24 protein-coding genes are annotated in these 21,815 nt (G+C 38.5%); 15 read left to right on the top strand and 9 right to left on the bottom strand.

Annotated features, from left to right (window positions below; all coding sequences use genetic code 11):
• The first annotated feature begins 2 nt into the window (after positions 1-2).
• The 5 genes from tatC (at position 3) to H4J75_RS03895 (ending at position 4,458) form a co-directional block, all read left to right on the top strand.
• On the top strand, positions 3-746 hold the full coding sequence (tatC, locus tag H4J75_RS03915) for a twin-arginine translocase subunit TatC (RefSeq protein ID WP_182217156.1): 744 nt from the start codon (positions 3-5) through the stop codon (positions 744-746).
• 21 nt (positions 747-767) lie between these two features.
• On the top strand, positions 768-1,556 hold the full coding sequence (locus tag H4J75_RS03910; RefSeq protein ID WP_182221389.1) for a TatD family hydrolase: 789 nt from the start codon (positions 768-770) through the stop codon (positions 1,554-1,556).
• Positions 1,556-2,395 (top strand): GGDEF domain-containing protein, encoded by an 840-nt coding sequence (locus tag H4J75_RS03905; RefSeq protein ID WP_182221388.1) that lies wholly within the window; start codon positions 1,556-1,558, stop codon positions 2,393-2,395. Before H4J75_RS03910 ends, H4J75_RS03905 begins: the two co-directional genes overlap by 1 nt.
• Before the next feature lie 38 nt (positions 2,396-2,433).
• Positions 2,434-3,453, top strand: a complete 1,020-nt coding sequence (hemB, locus tag H4J75_RS03900) for a porphobilinogen synthase (RefSeq protein ID WP_182221387.1) — start codon at positions 2,434-2,436, stop codon at positions 3,451-3,453.
• Positions 3,454-3,606: 153 nt separating this feature from the next.
• Complete coding sequence (locus H4J75_RS03895; protein WP_182221386.1) at positions 3,607-4,458, top strand: DMT family transporter; 852 nt, start codon at positions 3,607-3,609, stop codon at positions 4,456-4,458.
• 72 nt (positions 4,459-4,530) lie between these two features.
• Here the strand turns inward: H4J75_RS03895 and H4J75_RS03890 are convergent, their stop codons facing one another.
• Together H4J75_RS03890 and rhlB are read right to left on the bottom strand one after the other, a co-directional pair.
• Positions 4,531-6,069 (bottom strand): guanosine-5'-triphosphate,3'-diphosphate pyrophosphatase, encoded by a 1,539-nt coding sequence (locus tag H4J75_RS03890; RefSeq protein WP_182221385.1) that lies wholly within the window; start codon positions 6,067-6,069, stop codon positions 4,531-4,533.
• A gap of 6 nt (positions 6,070-6,075) precedes the next feature.
• Entirely contained in the window at positions 6,076-7,338 is a 1,263-nt protein-coding gene (gene rhlB / locus H4J75_RS03885) for an ATP-dependent RNA helicase RhlB (RefSeq protein WP_070375343.1), read from the bottom strand.
• A gap of 177 nt (positions 7,339-7,515) precedes the next feature.
• Here rhlB and trxA point away from each other — a divergent pair, with 177 nt between their 5' ends.
• The 5 genes from trxA to arfA all read left to right on the top strand — a co-directional run bounded on the left by trxA (position 7,516) and on the right by arfA (position 11,986).
• The gene (trxA, locus tag H4J75_RS03880; protein WP_070375344.1) at positions 7,516-7,842 is read left to right on the top strand and encodes a thioredoxin TrxA; all 327 of its coding nucleotides are present in this window, start codon (positions 7,516-7,518) and stop codon (positions 7,840-7,842) included.
• Positions 7,843-8,056: 214 nt separating this feature from the next.
• Entirely contained in the window at positions 8,057-9,316 is a 1,260-nt protein-coding gene (gene rho / locus H4J75_RS03875) for a transcription termination factor Rho (RefSeq protein ID WP_070375345.1), read from the top strand.
• Positions 9,317-9,454: 138 nt separating this feature from the next.
• A complete protein-coding gene (gene ubiD / locus H4J75_RS03870) occupies positions 9,455-10,957 on the top strand; it encodes a 4-hydroxy-3-polyprenylbenzoate decarboxylase (protein WP_070375346.1) in 1,503 nt (500 codons plus the stop codon).
• A 53-nt stretch (positions 10,958-11,010) separates the two neighbouring features.
• A complete protein-coding gene (fre, locus tag H4J75_RS03865; protein ID WP_070375347.1) occupies positions 11,011-11,706 on the top strand; it encodes an NAD(P)H-flavin reductase in 696 nt (231 codons plus the stop codon).
• Positions 11,707-11,782: 76 nt separating this feature from the next.
• Positions 11,783-11,986, top strand: a complete 204-nt coding sequence (gene arfA / locus H4J75_RS03860) for an alternative ribosome rescue factor ArfA (RefSeq protein WP_070375348.1) — start codon at positions 11,783-11,785, stop codon at positions 11,984-11,986.
• A 104-nt stretch (positions 11,987-12,090) separates the two neighbouring features.
• Here arfA and H4J75_RS03855 read toward each other — a convergent pair whose 3' ends face one another.
• The 7 genes from H4J75_RS03855 to cyaY are packed head-to-tail and all read right to left on the bottom strand — an operon-like array spanning position 12,091 to position 17,873.
• The gene (locus H4J75_RS03855; RefSeq protein ID WP_182221384.1) at positions 12,091-12,519 is read right to left on the bottom strand and encodes a hypothetical protein; all 429 of its coding nucleotides are present in this window, start codon (positions 12,517-12,519) and stop codon (positions 12,091-12,093) included.
• Between the two features lie 52 nt (positions 12,520-12,571).
• Positions 12,572-13,210, bottom strand: coding sequence for a hypothetical protein (locus H4J75_RS03850; RefSeq protein ID WP_182221383.1), 639 nt, complete (start codon positions 13,208-13,210; stop codon positions 12,572-12,574).
• A complete protein-coding gene (locus H4J75_RS03845) occupies positions 13,207-14,451 on the bottom strand; it encodes a heme biosynthesis HemY N-terminal domain-containing protein (protein ID WP_182221382.1) in 1,245 nt (414 codons plus the stop codon). The genes H4J75_RS03850 and H4J75_RS03845 overlap by 4 nt, the downstream gene beginning before the upstream one ends.
• On the bottom strand, positions 14,451-15,875 hold the full coding sequence (locus H4J75_RS03840) for a uroporphyrinogen-III C-methyltransferase (protein ID WP_182221381.1): 1,425 nt from the start codon (positions 15,873-15,875) through the stop codon (positions 14,451-14,453). The genes H4J75_RS03845 and H4J75_RS03840 overlap by 1 nt, the downstream gene beginning before the upstream one ends.
• The gene (locus H4J75_RS03835) at positions 15,868-16,626 is read right to left on the bottom strand and encodes a uroporphyrinogen-III synthase (protein WP_182221380.1); all 759 of its coding nucleotides are present in this window, start codon (positions 16,624-16,626) and stop codon (positions 15,868-15,870) included. Before H4J75_RS03835 ends, H4J75_RS03840 begins: the two co-directional genes overlap by 8 nt.
• Entirely contained in the window at positions 16,613-17,548 is a 936-nt protein-coding gene (gene hemC / locus H4J75_RS03830; protein ID WP_182221379.1) for a hydroxymethylbilane synthase, read from the bottom strand. The genes H4J75_RS03835 and hemC overlap by 14 nt, the downstream gene beginning before the upstream one ends.
• 4 nt (positions 17,549-17,552) lie before the next feature.
• Positions 17,553-17,873 carry an iron donor protein CyaY gene (gene cyaY, locus H4J75_RS03825; RefSeq protein WP_070375355.1) on the bottom strand — a complete coding sequence of 107 codons (321 nt, stop codon included), beginning with the start codon at positions 17,871-17,873 and terminating at the stop codon, positions 17,553-17,555.
• Between the two features lie 81 nt (positions 17,874-17,954).
• Between cyaY and lptM the strand changes: the two genes are divergently transcribed.
• From lptM to H4J75_RS03800, 5 genes are read left to right on the top strand one after another with little or no spacing between them, the layout of a single operon-like run.
• Complete coding sequence (gene lptM, locus H4J75_RS03820) at positions 17,955-18,161, top strand: LPS translocon maturation chaperone LptM (protein WP_070375356.1); 207 nt, start codon at positions 17,955-17,957, stop codon at positions 18,159-18,161.
• A 2-nt stretch (positions 18,162-18,163) separates the two neighbouring features.
• A complete protein-coding gene (gene lysA, locus H4J75_RS03815) occupies positions 18,164-19,414 on the top strand; it encodes a diaminopimelate decarboxylase (RefSeq protein WP_182221378.1) in 1,251 nt (416 codons plus the stop codon).
• 25 nt (positions 19,415-19,439) lie between these two features.
• Positions 19,440-20,270: a diaminopimelate epimerase gene (gene dapF / locus H4J75_RS03810; RefSeq protein WP_182221377.1), complete on the top strand. Its 831-nt coding sequence runs from the start codon at positions 19,440-19,442 to the stop codon at positions 20,268-20,270.
• A 48-nt stretch (positions 20,271-20,318) separates the two neighbouring features.
• Entirely contained in the window at positions 20,319-21,002 is a 684-nt protein-coding gene (locus H4J75_RS03805; RefSeq protein WP_259364684.1) for a DUF484 family protein, read from the top strand.
• Positions 21,003-21,010: 8 nt separating this feature from the next.
• Positions 21,011-21,772 carry an HAD-IA family hydrolase gene (locus H4J75_RS03800; RefSeq protein ID WP_182221376.1) on the top strand — a complete coding sequence of 254 codons (762 nt, stop codon included), beginning with the start codon at positions 21,011-21,013 and terminating at the stop codon, positions 21,770-21,772.
• Positions 21,773-21,815: the final 43 nt, after the last annotated feature.

The raw sequence follows: 21,815 nt of genomic DNA, 5'->3' as shown, positions 1-21,815 counted from the left end.
CCATGAATCCATCTCCAGCAAGTAGTTATACTTTATTTGATCATTTACTCGAATTACGCAGCCGATTGTTGAACGTTGTGGTGGGCGTTTTGGTTGTCTTTTTAGGCTTATTCTATTTCGCTAATGAAATTTATGAATATGTTTCCAAACCCTTAATGGAAACCTTACCTGAAGGGGGACAAATGATCGCAACCGATGTTGCCTCTTCTTTCTTTGCTCCTTTTAAATTAACCATGGTACTTTCTATTTTTATTGCCATGCCCTTTATTCTTTATCAAATTTGGGCCTTTGTTGCGCCTGGCTTATACAAGAATGAAAAACGCTTAGTTATTCCACTGATGTTCGGCAGCACCTTGCTATTTTATGGTGGTATTGCTTTTGTCTATTATGTGGTTTTCCCAATAATTTTTGCTTTTTTTACTTCTGTAGCTCCTGAAGGGGTAAATATTGCCACCGACATTACCAGTTATTTAGATTTTGTTCTAAAATTATTCTTTGCCTTTGGGATTGTTTTTGAAATACCCATTGTTATTATTTTACTGTGTTGGACCGGTTTTACCGATCCCGACAGTTTGCGTGCAAAAAGACCCTATGTTGTTGTTGGTGCGTTTGTGGTTGGCATGTTGTTAACACCGCCTGATATTATTTCACAAACATTATTGGCCGTACCCATGCTGTTATTATTTGAATTAGGCGTTTTTATCGCGTCTATTTACCAGAAAAAAAACGAATCTGAAGAAGCTTAGTTTGATGAAACTGGATAGCTAATGATCGATATTGGCGTTAATTTAACAAATACTCGTTTTGATAAAGACCGTGATGAATTAATCGCGCGGGCTAAATCTGCTGGTATTAGGGCTATGTTGGTTACCGGAACTAATATCTCTGAAAGTCATAAAGCTTTACAATTATCTGCACAATATCCTGATTATCTTTATACCACAGCGGGTATACATCCCCATGATGCCGATAATGTCAGTGATAACTATTTAGATGACATTCGATTATTAGCTAAAAATAAAGCGGTAAAAGCGATTGGTGAATGTGGTTTAGATTTTAACCGTAATTTTTCTACGCCAAAGCAACAAGAAAAAGTGTTTGCTGAACAAATATCATTAGCTGCAGAACTTCAATTACCACTTTTTTTACATCAACGGGATGCTTTCCCTGTCTGGTTTCAATTACTATCTCCTTACTTAACCGCTGTGCCCGCTATGGTTTCTCATTGCTTTACCGGTAATGAAAATGAGTTAAATCAATGCTTATCAGCTGGTATGTATATTGGTATTACCGGATGGGTGTGTGACGAACGTCGTGGAGAACCATTACAAGCGCTTATTCCATCAATCCCATTAGATAGGTTAATGATTGAAACAGATGCGCCATATTTAACACCTAGAAGCATTAAGCCTAAACCCAAAAGCAGTCGCAATGAACCAAGCTATTTACCTTACGTCATAGAGAAGCTCGCCCAATTGTACCAATGCCATAGCGACGACATTATTAATGCTACCAGTGAAAATGCGCGAAAAGTTTTCAACTTAGGTGAGCGTTAATGATCTCACTCTTTAATCGGTCAACTTCTTACCTTTTTATTGTTGCAATATTAGTGGTTATTTTATCGATAATTCAGTTAGTTGTGCAATTTTCATCGCTGACCTTATTGTTATTAATTATGGCTCTCTTTATGGCGTTGTTAGTCTTTTCACAAGAAAAAAACACTAAAAACGCTCTTGCTAGCAATGCAACAGATCAGCACGTTGAAAATGAAGTTCAAGATAACGATGAGCTTGAAAGTAAAGTACAAGAGCGTACTTTAGAGCTCAATATTGCTTTGCAAGAACTCGAAGAAGTTAATAAAGAGTTAGAAGAAAAGAATACGTTAGACGACCTTACCGGTTTGTATAACCGGAGATTTTATGATCAAAAAATACTCGCTGAATATCGACGTAGTCGCCGTAACTTAACGCCCTTGAGCTTAGTGATTCTTGACATCGATCATTTTAAAAAAGTGAATGATACTTATGGTCACTTAGCCGGTGATGAATGTTTAATCGTAGTGGCTGCTTGCATTAAAAGTTGCTTGCGAAGAAGTGCAGACATCAGTTGTCGTTATGGCGGTGAAGAATTTTGTTTAATTTTGCCTGAAACCGATAGCCAAGGGGCATTAGCATTGGCTGAAGAATTAAGGGAAAGTATTGCTAGCTGTCAGGTTAGCTACAATAACACTATCATAAGTCTAACCATTAGCTGTGGTGTTAGCACTTATTTACAACAAAAAGATGTTCAAGCCGAGCATCTCTTTGCCGCAGCAGATCAAGCCTTATATCAAGCAAAACATAATGGCCGCAATCAAGTGAGACAACAAGACTTTGTCAAAGTTAGCGATAGTTAACCGCTAACTTATCAACTTTATTTATATAGGAAAATTTTATGAGTAACGCTTTTGGGCAATTTCCTGCCCGCAGAATGCGCCGCATGCGCCGTGATGATTTTTCGCGTCGTTTAATGTCAGAAAATCAATTAACCGTTAATGATTTAATTTACCCTGTCTTTGTTCTTGATGGTGAAAATCAGCGCGAAGCTATAGCGTCTATGCCTGGCGTCGAACGTAAAAGTATTGATTTATTATTAGAAGAAGCGCAAGAACTGGTTGATTTAGGTATTCCTGCCATTGCTATATTTCCTGTCACTCCAGCAAATAAAAAGTCATTAATGGCTGAAGAAGCCTTTAATCCTGAAGGGTTAGCTCAACGTACTGTTCGTGCACTAAAAGCAAAGTTTCCTGAATTAGGGGTAATAACCGATGTTGCTCTTGACCCTTTTACGACCCATGGACAAGATGGTATTCTTGGCATAAAGGGTAAAGATGAGGGTTACGTATTAAATGACATCACCAAAGAAATTTTAGTTAAGCAGGCGTTGTCTCATGCTCAAGCGGGTGCTGATGTGGTTGCCCCTTCAGATATGATGGATGGTCGTGTTGGAGCAATTCGTCAAGAATTAGAAAAACATGGTTTTGTAAACACGCGAATTTTAGCTTATTCAGCAAAATATGCTTCTAATTATTATGGTCCTTTTCGTGATGCTGTTGGTTCTGCAAGTAACATTAAAGGAGGTAATAAATTCTCATATCAAATGGACCCAGCAAACAGTGATGAAGCATTACATGAAGTTGCTCAAGACATTGCTGAAGGTGCAGATATGGTCATGGTAAAGCCGGGTATGCCTTATTTAGATATTGTGCGCCGAGTTAAAGATACCTTTCAAGTGCCAACATATGCTTATCAGGTGAGTGGCGAATATGCAATGCACATGGCAGCCATTCAAAATGGCTGGTTAGCTGAAAAACCCTGTGTTATGGAAGGTTTACTCGCTTTTAAACGTGCGGGCGCCGATGGTATTTTAACTTACTTTGCTAAAAAAGTGGCTTACTGGTTAAAAGAACAATAATGTGATCGCCCGATCTTAAGGGGCTTATTGTAAAAATCTTAATTTGCAATGCTATAAGTAGATAGTAAAAATATATAGGCAAACGACTTATTCTATTAGCTGAGCTATTTTAGCTGGTAGAATGGCTTGTTTAATTTTACTAATCGAGCATGAATGCCCAGTCACAAACAGTCATTATTTTCACTGCATAGTGCGGTGTTACTTTTCGCTATATCGGGTCTTTTTGCTAAGTGGCTAAATATGCCAGCCAGCCATATTGTTTTTGGTCGTGCTGCTTTTGCCGCGGCAACTATTGCGCTTTTTGTTTTACTGATAAGAAAGCAGTCTCTAAAAGTTGAAAAGTCACTACTATTGCCACTTGCTTTTACTGGTTTGGTTTTAGCTTTTCATTGGGGCAGTTTCTTTTATGCTATTCAGGTATCAAGTGTCGCAATTGGCTTGATCACTTTTGCAACTTTCCCTGTTTTTGTTAGTTTCCTCGAACCGATGTTGTTTAAAGAAAAATTCCATTATAAGGCGTTATTGCAGGCTTTACTGACGGTTGTTGGTATCTTATTTATTCTACCACTTGACCATTTAAGTGCGGGGGATATCGATGGTGTTATATGGGGAATGACATCGGCGATGAGTTTTGCTTTGTTAACACTGTTAAATCGAAAGTTTGTTGCCAAAACATCGGCTAAAAAAGTGGCCTTCTATCAAAACGCTTGTGCCACGGTATGTTTATTACCCTTAATGTTTTTATATCCGATCACCATATCTTACCAACAGTTGTCGGTATTAATTATTTTAGGTGTTCTTTTCACGGCAGTTGCTCATACATTATTTAATCATTCTCTAAAGGTGGTTAAAGCGCAAACAGCAAGTATCGCAGTAAGTTTAGAGCCTATCTACGGTTCTATAGCCGCGTATTTTCTTTTAGGTGAACAAATAACGTTCATGATGGTGATTGGTGGCAGTATTGTTATTTTTACCAATCTTTGGGCATCTAAAACCAATAGTTAATGATCACTAAATATTGATATTTAAGTGTGTTATTGAGTTTTCCAGAGCCGATATCAAACGATAAATGAATGGTTATTTAAGGGCTTCTTGAGTCTCACAAAAGATGTTAAGTGATAAATGAAGCGTTGTTAAATGGGCACTTTCTTGGAGCAGTTCGTCAGCGATGAGTGGGTGTGCAGCAAGCCAAGTCGTTGGTAAACATAAATTGATAATATCATCACCCGTACTTTTAATAATAGCGGTTTGATAATCGGGCAAAGCATCATCTTTGCGGCGTCGACATAAAATGATGGCTAAACGTAAAATAACTAACAGGTAGCTTGCTTGCTGAAAATTTACTGCCGTTTGATTTTCTAGTAAATCGACATCAATATTACCTTTGTGTAACCGGACTAAGGTGACGAGTAATTGTCGTTCAATTTGATTAAATCCTGGTAAATCAGCGTGTTGTAATATGTAGGCACCATGATGCTGATGCTGCTTAAACTCTAATAACAAACCAATTTCATGTAATTCACAGGCAGCAATCAATAATGCTAAGCTGTTTTCTTCATCTAATGACCAAGTTTCCTTATAGGTGTGAAATAAACTTGTCGCTTGTCTTTGAATTCGTGCAGAATGTTGATTATCAATATGAAATTTTTCAGTGAGAGAATTAATCGTACTCTGACGGATACTCATATCTACCCTTTTAGGCAGCATGCTGTAAAGTAAACCTTCACGTAAAGCACCACTTGATAACTGAATGCTCTCAATGTTGAAGCTTTCAATGACGGCAATTAAAATAGCGACGCCACTGGCTATAACGGGCGATCTTTCCTGGCTAAGCCCAGCAATCTTAATTTCACTGATGGTTTTACATTGTATTAACTGTTGTTGAATAGTCTGTAAGAAAAGCAGATTAACACCAGTACTCTTATGGTTAAATTGTTGCATTTCGGTCAGGGCTTGCATGGTGCCAGAGCCACTTAACACTAACTTCCAACCCGTTTCTTTAAAACGCTCAACCAAAGGAAATATTACTTTTTTTGCTGCAGCTATAGCAAGAGCAAAATTTTCAGCCGTTAATTTATTATCCGAGAAATAACGGCTATTAAAAGTGACACAGCCAATATCTAAGCTTTCGACTTGCTTAGTTACAAAACCATCACCTAAAATAAGCTCAGTACTTGCGCCGCCAATATCAATAACAAAGCGTTGTTTAGCACCACAACTGGTATGTGCCACCCCTAAATAAATATTTTTGGCTTCTTGTTTGCCACTGAGTAGCTTTATTTTTTGTCCCAAAATTTTATTAGCTTGTGTTAAAAACTCTTCACGATTTTTAGCAAGACGCAGGGTTGCTGTCGCGACAATACGGACGTTTTTCTGAGGAATATCTTGCAGCCGTTCAGCGAAAAAGCTTAAACATTCAAGCCCTCGAGCAATCGCGGCTTGGCTTAGTTGGTTGTCTGAGTTTAAACCGGAGGCTAAACGAACTTTACGTTTAACTTTATCAACCACCTGAACGCTATTAGCTAGCTGTCGGGTGATCAACATATGAAAGCTGTTTGAACCTAAATCGATCACCGCATAAAGAGGTGTGGAAATCTCAGTATGGGTGATCGTCATAGTCGTCTAGTGGCGACGCTGGTTGTTGCCACCCGTTCTGCCACGATTTTGTCCACCATTTTGAGGCTTATGGCGACGAGGACGAGGCTTAGGAGTAGGAAAATCAGTTAATAATGCATCTTGATTATATTTACTTACCGGTAAGGCATGTTCAATATAGGTTTCGATAGGAGGTAAGTTAAAAACATAGCCTTCACATGCGAAACTAATTGCATGACCTGTTGCACCAGCACGGCCAGTACGGCCTATACGATGTACATAATCTTCACAATCATCTGGTAAATCATAATTAAAGACATGACTTACGCTAGGAATATGCAAACCGCGTGCGGCTACATCAGTGGCAACTAAGATATCTAGTTCACCGGCACTAAATTGCTCAAGAATCTTTAAACGTTTCTTCTGAGGTACATCGCCAGTTAATAAACCAACGCGGATGTTATCAATTTCTAAATGTGAATAAACTTTTTCACAAACATGTTTGGTATTGGCAAAGATGATCGCTTTTTCAGGCCATTCTTCTTCAATTAATGTTTGTAACAAAGCCATTTTATCTTCGTTAGAAGGATAAAATAATTCTTCAGAAATTCGAGTGTTTGTTTTTTGTTCTGGCGCGATTTCAACACTTTCTGGCTCATTCATGTGTTCAAATGCAAGTTCTTTTACACGAAAAGATAAGGTTGCTGAAAATAACATGCTTAAACGTGCTGTGGCGGCAGGCATACGATTAAACATATATCTGATATCTTTAATGAAGCCTAGATCAAACATACGATCGGCTTCATCAAGCACAACAACTTCGATATTGTTTAGGTTATAAATACCTTGTTTCATATAATCGAGCAAACGACCACAGGTACCAATAAGAATATCTACACCAGCTTCAAGCTCTAAGCGTTGGCTTTCATAGCCTTCACCACCATAAACTACGCCTAAGCGTAAGCCAGTGCTTTTTGCCATTTCTTTAGCATCACGGTGAATTTGTACGGCTAATTCACGTGTTGGTGCCATGATTAAGGCACGAGGTTGATTATGCTTTGGATCTGGTTTTTGTAATAAGTGATGAAAGGTTGCAGCTAAAAAGGCGATTGTTTTACCTTCGCCTGTTTGTGCTTGGCCTGCAATATCAGTACCTTTCAATAAAATGGGTAAAGATTGCTCTTGAATTGAAGTGCAATACTCAAAGCCCATAGCGTCAAGACCTGCGACAACTTTAGTGTCGAGGTTAAGTTCTGAGAACTTAGTTTCAGTTAAGTGTGTTTTATTCATGCGCACAGCTTAACAGGTTATATAGTTAATAAAAAACGGTATCGAGTAAATGTATTCATAAATACTCAATTAATGTTAGAAATAGCCAACAGTTATAAGATCAAAGTTGGTAATTCATAATGATGGCGTTATAATCCCCACCAATTGGCAAAATGCCACCATTTAACGGAGATAGAAATGAGCGATAGAATTGTTCAGTTAACAGACGACAGTTTTGATACTGACGTAATTACCGCCTCAGGCCTTATATTAGTCGATTTTTGGGCTGAATGGTGTGGTCCTTGTAAAATGATCGCACCTTTATTAAATGACATTGCAGAAGAATATGCAGGTCAAGTAACTGTTGGTAAATTAAATATCGATCAAAACTCAATTACTCCACCTAAATACGGTATTCGTGGTATTCCTACGTTATTGTTATTTAAAGATGGCGCAGTCGCTGATACTAAGGTTGGCGCTTTATCTAAAACTCAATTAAAAGAGTTTATTGATAATAATTTATAAGTTTTCAAAAAAAGGTTCGTATTTACGAGCCTTTTTTGTATATATTAGCTTATTAATTAAAGAAGAAAGCCATAGATCAAATTTTGATCCTTTACCTGATTAAATTTTAGTGCTAAATTTAGCTTTCTAATGAACCACATTTCAAACCAAACTCCAATTTCAATGATGCCAACAGGCAAACTCACTTCAATATAAATAGTTAAAGAACCCCACTATGAACCTGATCGAACTTAAAGAAAAACCAATAAGCGAACTTGTCGAGCTTGCCGCATCTATGAAGCTTGATAATTTAGGCCGCAATCGTAAACAAGACATAATTTTTGCTATATTAAATGCCCATGCCGAAAACGATAATGATATTTTTGGTGGCGGTGTTCTAGAAATTTTACAAGACGGCTTTGGTTTTTTGCGTTCTTCAGATTCCTCATATTTAGCAGGACCTGATGATATTTATGTTTCACCGAGTCAAATTCGCCGTTTCAGTATGCGAACGGGTGATACTATTCACGGAAAAATTCGTCCACCTAAAAAAGGTGAACGTTATTTCGCGTTATTAAAAGTAGCAGAAGTTAATTTCGACAAGCCAGAAAATGTTCGCAACAAAATACTCTTTGAAAATTTAACTCCAATCCATCCTGATGAACGTTTAATCATGGAACGTGGTAATGGTTCAACTGAAGATATTACCGCACGTGTTTTAGATTTGGCTTCTCCAATTGGTAAAGGGCAACGTGGTTTAATTGTTGCTCCACCAAAAGCGGGTAAAACATTATTACTACAAAACATTGCGCAAAGTATTGCTCATAACCATCCTGATGCCGAGTTAATGGTATTGCTTATCGATGAACGTCCGGAAGAAGTGACAGAGATGCAGCGCTTGGTAAAAGGCGAAGTCATTGCATCAACGTTCGATGAACCAGCAAACCGCCATGTACAAGTAGCTGAAATGGTTATTGAAAAGGCTAAGCGTTTAGTTGAACATAAAAAAGATGTTGTTATTCTACTTGATTCAATTACACGTTTAGCTCGAGCTTATAATACGGTTATTCCATCATCAGGTAAAATTCTTACCGGTGGTGTTGACGCCAATGCTTTACACCGTCCAAAACGCTTTTTTGGTGCCGCGCGTAATATTGAGCACGGTGGTAGTTTAACGATTATCGCGACAGCTCTAGTAGAAACCGGCTCTAAAATGGACGAAGTTATTTACGAAGAGTTTAAAGGTACCGGTAACATGGAATTACACCTTTCTCGTAAAGTGTCTGAAAAGCGTGTTTTCCCAGCGATTAATATTAATCGTAGTGGTACTCGTCGTGAAGAATTGATCACTAAACCTGCAGAATTACAGAAAATGTGGATTTTACGTAAAATTGTTCATGAAATGGACGAAGTTGGTGCAATTGAATTCCTCATCGACAAACTAGCAATGACTAAAACGAATAACGAATTTTTTGATTCTATGAAACGTAAATAGTTTATTGGTCGCTTATTCACATCCGTGTGATTGCGACATACCGTACATCCTGTACATAAACGCCAGTGTTAGCAATAACAGCTGGCGTTTTTGCTTAAAACACTGTCAAACTATTAAGCGGATGAGTGATTTAAATTTATGAAATATAGTGACTTAAGAGACTTTATAAAACAGTTGGAAAAAATAGGCCAGCTCAAGCGTATTTCCCAGCCTATTTCTACAGATTTAACGATGACCGAAATCAGTGACCGTACGCTACGTGCTGAGGGGCCAGCGTTATTATTTGAAAACCCCGTCGACAAAAATGGTGTACCACATGGCATGCCAGTACTAACTAATTTGTTTGGTACGCCTGATCGTGTTGCCTTGGCTATGGGACAACCTGATGTGCGTGCTTTACGTGATGTTGGTAAATTACTTGCCATGTTAAAAGAGCCTGAACCTCCTAAAGGTTTTCGTGACGCGATAAGTAAAATCCCGGTTTATAAGCAAGTCTTAAATATGCCGGTAAAAATGATTAAAAAGCCGTTGTGTCAGCAAGTTATTATTGAGGGTGCCGATGTAGATTTAAATAAACTACCTATTCAAAAATGTTGGCCAGGTGATGTTGCTCCTTTAATTACTTGGGGGTTAACGGTTACACGAGGTCCTCATAAAGAACGTCAAAATTTAGGTATTTATCGACAGCAATTAATCAGTAAAAATAAAATTATTATGCGTTGGTTATCACATCGTGGTGGTGCATTAGATTTTCAAGAATTTAAGCAAACCAATCCAGGTGAAAAATACCCTATTTCTGTTGCTTTAGGAGCAGATCCTGCCACTATTTTAGGCGCGGTAACGCCTGTTCCTGATACTTTATCAGAGTACGCTTTTGCTGGCTTACTACGTGGTGCTAAAACAGAAGTGGCAAAATGTATTAGTAACGATTTAGAAGTACCGGCGACGGCTGAGATTATTTTAGAAGGTTATCTAGACCCAGCTGAAGTAGCTCCAGAAGGGCCATACGGCGATCACACCGGTTACTATAATGAAGTTGATAACTTCCCTGTGATGACGGTAACCCATATTACTCATCGTAAAGACCCCATTTATCACAGTACTTATACTGGCCGTCCACCGGATGAACCCGCCATTTTAGGTGTGGCATTAAATGAAGTGTTTGTGCCTATTTTACAGAAACAATTTCCTGAAATTCAGGATTTCTATTTACCACCCGAAGGTTGTTCATATCGTTTGGCGATTGTTACTATTAAAAAGCAATATGCTGGACATGCAAAACGCGTAATGATGGGGGTTTGGTCTTTCCTACGTCAATTTATGTATACTAAGTTTGTTATTGTTTGTGATGATGATATTAATGCTCGTGATTGGAAAGATGTAATTTGGGCAATGACCACGCGGATGGATCCAAGTCGAGATACAGTATTAATTGAAAACACACCGATTGATTATTTAGACTTTGCATCTCCTGTGTCTGGTTTAGGTTCAAAAATGGGTATGGATGCAACCAATAAATGGCCAGGTGAAACAAATCGCGAATGGGGTGAACCTATTGTGATGACCGAAGAAGTTAAAACAGATGTTGATAATATTTGGGATGAACTTAATATATTTCCAACAACTGATAAAAAGAATTAGTAACTGTTATCCTGAACATGTTTTAGGATCTGAATAATGAAAGGTTTAAATAAATGAATAAAATTAAGTGTCAGGTAGAATCATTAACATCTCTGACAGAGTTTGTTTATAAAGTGCTATTAAAGCCAAGTGAGCAAATCGATTTTCAAGCCGGCCAATACTTAAATTTTGTGATGAGTGAGGATGATAAACGTCCTTTCTCTATTGCCAGTGCACCCAATGCTGAATTAATTGAACTACAAATTGGTGCTTCAGGTGCTGACAGTTACCCAATGCAAGTTATTGAACATATTAAAGCCAATAATACCGTTACTGTTGAAATGCCACTAGGCAATGCGCAGCTGCGCAGTGAAAGCGAACGTCCGCTTTTACTTTTGGCGGGTGGTACAGGGTTTTCTTATATAAAATCTATGTATGAATTGTTAGCGTCACAAAGGTCATCGCGAAAGATTACTGTTTATTGGGGTTTGCGTGATCAAAGTGCTTGTTATGAACTAGAAAAAACAGCTAAAATTATTGCAGGTCTAGAAAATGGTACTTTTCACCCGGTGGTAGAGAACCCTGATGACAATTGGCAAGGTCAAGTTGGCATGGTTCACCACGTTGTGATGAAAGATATTAAAAATTTAGCCGATTATGATATTTATTTGGCCGGACGTTTTGATATGGTAGGCGCAGTTCGCACCGACTTTTTAGCGCAAGGAGCCTTAGTTGAACATATGTTTGCTGATGCTTTTGCCTATATTTAATATTAGATAAAGTTTTTAAATGAATAACCGATAAAGCCATCATACCGATGGCTTTTATTATTGAAGAGTAAAATTAATGAGTAAAAATAAACAGGGTCAAGTATTGCAAAATACTTTAGCAACAGACTTAGGACGAGGGAAAATCAAAGATAATTTTTTCGCGGCTCTTGTCACATCGAAAGTTTATAAACTGCAAGTTGTGCAGGCTAAAAAAGGTAAAGGTTCATTCAAACGTAGCAACAAACATCAAGGTAGAGAACCTTATTTAATGAATGCTTAGTACGTTAGTATTTATTAAATAGGGCTTTGTGAAGATAGTCATCATGGCGTAGGTGACGATGACTATTTTATTTTTTATAATGAATGGCTGACTAGATTAAGTGGCTATTTATTTGCGATTCGATTGATACTTAAACCATCAATTAAAAAGCCATGACTCGCTAACCAAGTTGATGCATCTTCAGCATTGGTAAACACTTGCCGTTCATAATACGCATCAGTATGGGGTATTAGCCTTTCTAATTGCATTTCTTTGGCTGCGCTCTTTGTGTAAATATGACAATCTTTGCTGCAACCATTGTCTTTGAACCACTGGCAATGTTCTTCAACATGTTTATCAATTGCAGGAACACCGAACTCCCAATCATCAAAAGAAGAAACAATAGCCCAAGGACTACCTTTAAGCGGGCTTGCTTTAGCACGAAACTCTTTAACATAAGCAATAATAGCCTCTTCGTTCCAAGTGCCAGAAAACCATTGCACAACAACATTGCCACAAACTTCAATTTTCCATTCTCCGTGAATGCTAAACATAGTGGGCCTCTTTTATTTGCTTTTGATATAAGGTGTTTAAGCTCTAAAAATTTTAGGTTGAGTCTTTTAATATACTTTGTGGGCTAGCAACAAATATTTGATAGGGTAAAGGCTCAGCCAGTAAACTTTCGTCAACAGTAAACTCAACGAAGCCACTTTTAGTAAAAAAGTGAGTGAGATCATCTATCGCCACTTTTTCAGTTTGCAAATCAGCCGCTTGATAATAAGCTTTAATACCTTCATCCTCACATTCATCGGCATCAACAAAGAGATGCATAGGCATGCTTAAGACCGTAATAGATTGAGCCTTTTGATGATGTTTAACAATTTCTTTAAGCAGGTATTGCCCAATCGCTTGTTTACGATATTGTGGCAGAACACTGATCGCTTCAAGTAAAATATGTGTTTTAGCTTTTTTGGTCTCAGCCGTAATGCTTAATTGTTCACATAAGCCTTGTTCAAGGTTTTGGCCTTTAAAATAAAGGTTAAGTGGAATTTCCCAGTCAGTATCTTCGTTGGCTAATAAAGTATAAGAGCCAACAGCATCACGGTGTTTATTGAGGGTGATTAGCTCAATTTCAGCTTTAGCAATAATATCGCCTTGCTCGTTTTTTACATTGATTTCTTGGCATAATTGCCAATCAAAAGCACCGGCAATTTCAGGTTTTCTAAAGTCGACTGTTAAATTCATTTTTGTTCGTTTCCGTTATTTATAACTAAGGTATTATTCTTAAAGCTGCCAATTTGACCTAAAGCTTTATTTAATACTTGATTGGCTTTTTTATATTCGCCTTGCTGCTCTAATACTTGAGAAAAATTCAGCAGATCAATAACATCATATTGTGTACCTGCTAAATTAATTAGGCTATTAAAGGCTTTTTCTGCCATCGGCAGTTGTTGAGATTTTGCGGCTAAATTAGCTAAACAACTTAACCATTTTCCGCTGTGAGGATCATTATGTAACTGTTTTTGAACGGCACTGATTAATTCATCAGTCGCCGAAATAGGTAGCTGGCGAATATTCTTTAAAAAAGTATCGTCTGCGCCTTTTTTAATCACGGGTAATAATATTTTATTGAGTGGCTCAGTGATTTTTTGCTCGGCTAATACTTGACAATAAGCCCAGAGAATAACTTCATTATGTTTTAATTTGCGAGTAAGTTTGTGCCACCGCTGTGCCAATGAATCGTTATTTTCTTTGCGTATTGTTTCATTAAAAGCACCGTAGAAAGCGCTTGCTTCCCATAGTGCTATTTTTTCATTCGTAATGGCTTTTTGTTTACGGGCTGAAACAAGTTGCTCTATCACATAATCAAAACGTTTTTCTTGCAAGCTTAAGATGATCTCTAAGCTTAATAACCTTGCATCATGACCAATTTGTTTGTGATGTTTATCAATAATACTCCGTGCCTGTGCAAAGTCTTCCTGAGAGATTAATAATTTAATCGTCACGAGTACTGATTCTAAACCAGAGCCTTTAACGCCATTGTCTTCTTGTGCTAATAAAGCTAAGTAGTGATTAGTGTTTGAGCGCAGCGATTGTTTCGACGATGCAGCAGCAGCCAATAGATAAGACGTATGAGTAAATCTTGAGGGTTCAGCCGCTTTAGCAAACAAATGCTCTGCTTGTTGGTTGTCTTCAAGAATAAAAGCAGCAATGCCGCGATTAAAGTCCCTTAAACCTCGACGGCGATTAGCAAAAGCAATTTTGTTCCAGCCGCCAAAACCCAAACGTAGACTGCCTCGCACAAGTGTCATCGATAACCCTAAGGCGATAAATAATAGCGTTAACATAATACATGCCATTACTACGGTTGATTCTATGGTTAAATCGCCCATCGCAATTAAGATATAACCTTTTTCATTTATTAGTAGTGGGCTAATAGCAACCGCAGCAAAAAATATTAATATCCACAGTATTAATTTTTTCATTATAAGGCCTCATTCGTGCTGTTAGGCTGCACTTTTGACTCTTGTGGTGCAACTTCTTCAGGTAGTGTTTGAGATGAGCCATTAAGTGCTTTTTCTTTGCCCTCGGGTAATTTATCAGGCATTACTTGAGGCGTTAATTGTTCAAGTGTTGGTTTTAAAGGCGTTTCTGCTAGCACTTTACTCATCGCTTTTAGCGATAAAAGCGTACTGGGGTAATCATAAGTGATTATCTTACCTTTTAGTTTTTGAATAGCTTGATAAAAGCTTTGATTTTCAACTTTTTGCATATCAAAATATTCTGTTAACCATAGTTGAATGTCATTTAAGGTTTGATTATAAATTTTCTGTTTTTTCTCTGTCACTGCCCACTGAGCTAATTGTAACTTTAAGCTAAGGTTCTCAATAAGGTTTTGTTGATGTTGTGGCGACATTAATGGTTTTACATTACCACTACTTCTGCGGACAGTAATAAAATCTGCAAGAATTTTTTGCCATGTTTTAGCGAGGTTTTCTCGCCAATCATTGGTGCTTTCAGATAATGTGAAATCACTGCTCTTGTTGTCATTATCTGGAATTTTAACCATAGCCAAGGGTAAGTTTGCCAGTTGATGACTCATCGCCATTAAGGTCATAACGGTTTCTTCGTTGTCTACAACAGGTATTAATGTTAACTGTGCGATGTCTTGACGAATTAATTGACGAATAGGTAAAAACTGCGGATCTTTAAGTTCTTTGAGACGCATATCCGCATCTTGTAACAAGCCAATTGCTGCTTTTGTATCTTGCTCTAGCCACATCGTGCGAGTGGCAATACGAATAAGGTACTCTGCTTCGTGCAATAACCAATCACTGGGTTGATTTTGTGATAATCGTTCAACAGTCTTTTCAAGTTGAGCGATTTTAACTTGGCTGTCTGTTGTTATTGTTGCAATCTCACGGTTTAAGCGCTGTGAAAACATGGTTTGTTGCTGAGCAAATAACTGCTTAACTTTTTGCTCACTACTGGCCAAACTTTGTTGGGTTTTTTGCTCACTAGTGGCTAAAATTTGCTGAGTTTGTTGTAAAAACTCTGCTTTGCTCTGGGCTTGTTGTTGTATATCCCAGTAATATAAACCGCCGACACCAACACTTGCTGCTAAAGCTATGATTAAGGAAACTACGGCAGTCTTAGATAATTTTTGTTTATTCATTTTTGTATCATTCGCCACCGGTGATTTAGCTTTTTTTTCCGAGGTTTTAATGGCTGGTTTTTTCTCATTAACCACAGCGGAGGCTTTATTTTTTTCGGGGGACTTCTGTTCTTCACTCGAGGATGCTGTTGTCGCTGACGCTAGTGAAATAGAAGTTGAAAAACCTTGCTCTGACTTTTCGTCAGTCGCTTTTGTTTCTGAAGTATTTGACTCGTTTAGCTTTTTATCAGTCATTATTTTTTCCATATGAAGTGATTGCACTAAGCATGGCTTGATCATTAGCACCGTTAGCATTAATGATATTGAGTAATCCTAGTTGTTTCGCTTGTTCGGCAATGCGCTCACTAGCGACAATCCATAAACAAGTAGTTTGCCAATAACTCTCTGAATGCTTTATTAAGTGTACTATGCTTTCTAGCAAAGCGTTACTGGTTATGACAATACAATTTATTCGCTGATTTCGCCATTGTTGAACCTGTTTTTGCGTGACGGGAAGCCAGACTTTTTTATAGCTTTCTAAATAGTGAACTTTGGCGCCTCGCAAGGTGAGTTGCTGGGCAATATGCTCTCGACCACCGTCACCACGAACAATAATAATGGTTTCGCCACTGATTGTTTTTTCATCAAGTATATTAAGTGTTAATAAACCTTCGCTGGTATGAAGTTCAGGGGAAACAGCACTAAGCCCTTTTGCTTTTAAAGCGTTTAGTGTTGCGCTACCGATAGCAATAATGCGTTTTTGTTGCCATTGAGAAAAATCAACAGCACAATGAGCAAACTCAACCGCAGCGACACTAACAAAAATAACAATGGCTTGCGGATATTGTTTGATGAGCTTTTTAGTGGTGATTTTACAAGCAAGTGATTGATAGTCAAAGAACGGTTGGCAGTGACTGTCAATGCCGATACTTTTTAACTGTTGCGCTAAAGCACGTCCTACTTTTTCAGGACGTGTGATTAAAACGTGTGTGTTACTGTTGTGCATAAACCTGACGCAATATTCTATCAGCGCCTTTTTCAAGGAGTTGCTCAGCCAGTGTATTACCTAGTTGTTCAGTATTTTTACTATCACCAGTTATTTCACTGGTCAGTATTTCACTACCGTCAGTTGCGCCCACTAAACCACGTAAAAAAACTTGGCCATTGTTTTGAATAACAGCGTAGCTCCCAATAGGGACCTGGCAACCACCTTCTAAAGCGCGGTTCATCGCTCGTTCTGCTAACACCCGAATACGGGTAGTTTCACAACCTAATGGCGCAAGTAAAGCTTTAAGGGTTTCATCGTTCGTTCTACATTCAATTCCGACAGCACCTTGTCCGTTTGCTGGCAACATGACCTCGGGTTCAATAAACTCTTGAATTCGCTCAGGCATCGCCAAACGTATTAATCCGGCTGCGGCAAGTATAATGGCATCATATTCGCCATTATCTAATTTTTTTAAACGGGTATTTACGTTACCGCGCAAATCACGAATGTCTAAATCTGGGCGCATGGCTTTAATTTGGCATTGACGACGTAAACTTGAGGTACCAACAACAGCACCCTGTGGCAGTTCGGCTAAACTGTTAATGGTGTTGGAGACGAAGGCATCACGAGGGTCTTCACGAGGACAAATTACTTCTAAGCCTAGCCCTTCAGGAAATTCTACGGGAACATCTTTCATTGAATGAACCGCGATGTCAGCACGATCTTCTAACATGGCAACTTCGAGTTCTTTAACAAATAAACCTTTACCACCGACTTTAGCTAAAGGTGTATCTAAAATAATATCGCCTTTGGTGGTCATGGGAACAAGTTCAACAATAATGCCAGCGTGAAAATGCTCTAATTGTGCTTTTACATATTCGGCTTGCCATAAAGCGAGTGCACTTTTACGTGTGGCAATGCGTACGGTTGTTGTGCTCATTAAATTATCCTGCGCTAATAGTTATTTCGGTGTCGGCCTGAATACTGATCGCTTTTGATAAGAATTGCCAAAGTTCGCCACCACCACGTTTGTCTGTCCATTGGCCATCTTCACACTGAAAATGATGACCATTAAATTTAGTTGCTACCCATATTTCCTGCAAGGGTGCTTGTTTATTAATGATGACTTTGCTGCCACTTTTAAAGGTCAGTGTTAACATGCCACCCACACCCTCATAATCAATGTCGGTACCACAATCTTCAATGGCTTCTTCTATTTGAAGAATAATTTCATCGGCAAGTAAATTGTATTGGCTGTCGTTCATTAATGCTTCCTTTTCTAGCGCAATGAAATTTATTCATCTTTGCTAGCTATTTGTTGGTCATGAGATTATAAAACGTCTATCATGAGAAAAAAATCGAATAAATCAAGTATGCGTAAACAAAATTCAATTATTTTAGCGTTTTTTATTATATCAGTGCTTTTAAGTGGATGTGGAATTAAAGGTCCACTAACGCAAAAATCTGTGCAAGTAAAAGTACAGCAGCAAACTGAACACGCTAATACACAGCCAAAACAAAACTCACCAGCACCAAAATCGCAGGAAAATTAATCGTGGATTTTTTCAATTACAAAAACACTTCTCTGTATGCTGAAGATTGTGCCGTTACTCAACTTGTTAAGCAACATGGTACGCCGTTATATATATATTCACGAGCGACTATTGAGCGCCACTGGCATGCGTTTGACCAAGCGGCCGGTGATAAACCACATTTAGTGTGTTATGCGGTGAAAGCCAACAGTAACATTGCCGTACTCAATGTGATGGCACGTTTAGGTAGTGGTTTTGATATCGTTTCAAAAGGCGAACTTGCTCGTGTATTACAAGCTGGCGGTGATGCCCGCAAAGTGGTGTTTTCGGGCGTTGGCAAAAAGTCAGATGAAATTGCTTTTGCCTTAGAAAAGGGTATTTACTGCTTCAATGTTGAATCAGCAGCAGAGCTAACGCGTATTCAGCAGGTAGCCGAGCGCATGAAAATGACTGCACCGGTCTCTTTAAGAGTAAACCCTGATGTAGATGCTGGTACGCATCCTTATATATCGACAGGCTTAAAAGAAAATAAATTTGGTATTAGCATTGATGATGCCTTTGAGCTTTACCAACACGCCAATAGTTTATCGAATATTGCGGTAAAGGGCATTGATTGCCATATTGGTTCGCAGTTAACTGAAGTACAACCCTTTTTAGACGCACTTGACCGAGTACTCGCACTCGTTGACCGCCTCGCAGAGGTAAATATTGCCTTATCGCATATCGATGTTGGCGGTGGTTTAGGCGTATGTTATAACGACGAAACGCCACCTCATCCTAATGAATACGCGAAAGCGATTGCGGATAAGTTAGCTGATCGTGATATTACGCTGATTTATGAGCCCGGTCGTGCCATTATGGCTAATGCCGGAATTTTAGTGACCGAAGTTGAATTACTAAAAACGAATCAAGATAGACATTTTGCGATTGTTGATGCCGCGATGAATGATTTAATTCGTCCGTCGCTTTATCAAGCATGGCAAGCGATTATCGAAGTTGAAAAAAATGAACTCACCAGTAAAAAAACTTACGACATTGTTGGTCCTATTTGTGAAACGGGTGATTTTCTGGGTAAAGCTCGAGAACTAAGTATCGTGGCCGGTGATCTCTTAGCGATCCGCTCTTCGGGTGCCTATGGTTTTTCGATGAGTTCAAATTATAATAGTCGCCCAAAAGCGGCTGAAATTATGGTCGATGGTGAAGAAAATCATTTGATCCGTGCTCGGGAAACACTTGAGCAATTATGGCAAGGCGAGTCTTTGTTACCAAAATAAGTATCAAATTGAATATGGGAAGTAAATGTTAGTTAATTTTTCAAAAATGCACGGTTTAGGTAATGACTTCCTAGTACTAGACAATGTTACCCAGAATGTTTATTTGTCTAATGAGCAAATAAAGCAGTTATCCGATCGTAATTTCGGTGTCGGTTTTGATCAAGTGTTAGTGGTTGAGCCACCGTACGATCCCGATTTAGATTTTCATTATCGCATCTTTAATGCCGACGGTAGTGAAGTTGGGCAGTGTGGCAATGGTGCTCGTTGTTTTGCTAAATTTGTGCGTTTAAAAGGCTTAACGAATAAAAATAAAATTAAGGTGTCGACACAGTCAGGCAAGATGACCTTATTTGTTGAGCGCGATGGTAACGTTTCAGTGAATATGCCAACACCTAAGTTTGAACCAAGCCAAATTCCATTTACTGCCCAAAAAGTAGAAGGTACTTACATTCTTCGCAGTGATGAAGATACCGTATTGTGTGGCGTGGTTTCTTTAGGTAATCCGCATTGTGTGCTGACAGTTGACTCGGTTGATGAGGCTCCTGTTGAGACGTTAGGTAAAGCCTTGTCACATCACGAACGCTTTCCCCAGCAAGTGAATGTTGGCTTTATGGAAATTGTTGCCCCTGACTATATTAAACTTCGTGTTTATGAACGTGGTTCAGCTGAAACGTTAGCCTGTGGTAGTGGTGCTTGTGCAGCTGTAGTTATTGGCCAAATACAAAATAAATTAGGTCGAGATGTTACGGTGGAATTACCGGGCGGTAACTTAAAGGTTTATTGGAAAGGACCGGGTAATTCAGTCAAAATGACTGGCCCAGCCGTACATGTATTTGACGGGCAATTAAATTTATAATCAGCATAAAGTTAGCTTATTTAACTATTCAAGATATAGAGAATTAATTTGAACGACTCAACCCCAATGCAATTAGATGAAGTAAGTTTAACGGATGATCTCATTGTTGATTACTTACATGATAACCCAGAATTTTTTAATCGTAATCCTGAGCTGATCACTAGTCTACGTTTATCCGATGTTAATCGTGGCACCGTCTCGTTAGTGCAAAGACAACAAAGCCAGCAACGTCAAAAAATTCATGGTCTAGAAGAAGAAATCACTCAACTTATGGCGATAGCTAACCATAATGAACAGCTTTTTGCTTTGTATAGCGACTTGTATTTACGCTTGTTAGATTGCAGCTCCGCACCTGAGTTGCTTGACTGTTTGTATCAAGCAACCACAGAATTATTGTCATTATCGGGTTTGAAAGTCTGGTTAAAAGAGCATACTGAGGTTGACCATGCTAGCATCGTTAAAAACGATTGTGCAGGGGTGATGAATAATCGTTTATCCAAAGATGATTATTATTTTGGGCGCTTACAAAAAAGCGAGCAAGAACTTATTTTTTCGCAACATCAAGAAGGCTCTGTGGTCTTAATTAAGCTAAATCATATTAATGATGACATTGGTTTTATGGCAATAAGCAGTGCCGACGCCGACCACTTTGATCCACGCATGGATACTTTATTGCTTAGTCAATTTAGAAAGCTGGTGGCAAAATTACTTTTTCAACAACTGTATAAATAACACAGACAATGAAATTTTATCGTCGCTTAGCCCCCTTTCAAGCCATTAGTTTTGACCTTGATGATACCCTGTATAGTAATTATCCGGTAATGATGGCAACAGATGCCAAAATGGTTGCTTATTTTTCGGCACTTTTCTCATTACAGATCATCGCCACTCATGCGACAAAAAATACTCTTTTTGATTACCGGTTTTGGTCACCTTTTCGCGAGCAAGCCATAGCCGCGAATCCACAATTAATACACCATGTGGGTGATATACGTTTAGCCACTTACACCCTAGGCATGAAAGCATTGGGTTTAGCTGATGACATTGCGAGTGACCAAGCACAAAAAGCGTTAGATTATTTTGTTCAACAACGCAGTGATTTTGTGGTGCCAGAAGCTGTGCATCAATTATTGCAAAGCTTACAAAAAAAATATCCCTTGGTGGCCATCAGTAACGGCAATGTTGATACTGATAAAATAGGTATTTCAGCTTACTTTAGCTATCGATTTCATGCCGGGGATTTATCAACAACAGCTTTAAATAAAAATCAACGACTACGGCAAAAGCCCGCAGCAGATATGTTTGTTGAAGCTTGCGAAAAATTAATAATAAAACCGTCACAACTATTACATGTTGGTGATTGTGGTCGCTCTGATATTTTAGGTGCTATCGATGCTGGCTGCCAAACCGCATGGATTTCCTGCTATGATGTTGGTAAACCACTAACTGTTTTACCTAATATTGAGCTAGCAGATATTAGCGAATTGTGTCACTTGTTATAATTTTATCTATACTTACTTTCTACTTTTCTAAGGTTATTTTTCC

It is taken from the genome of Colwellia sp. BRX10-1, from assembly GCF_014077545.1.
Taxonomy (GTDB): domain Bacteria; phylum Pseudomonadota; class Gammaproteobacteria; order Enterobacterales; family Alteromonadaceae; genus Colwellia_A.
This window is presented reverse-complemented; position numbering and strand designations above follow the sequence as displayed.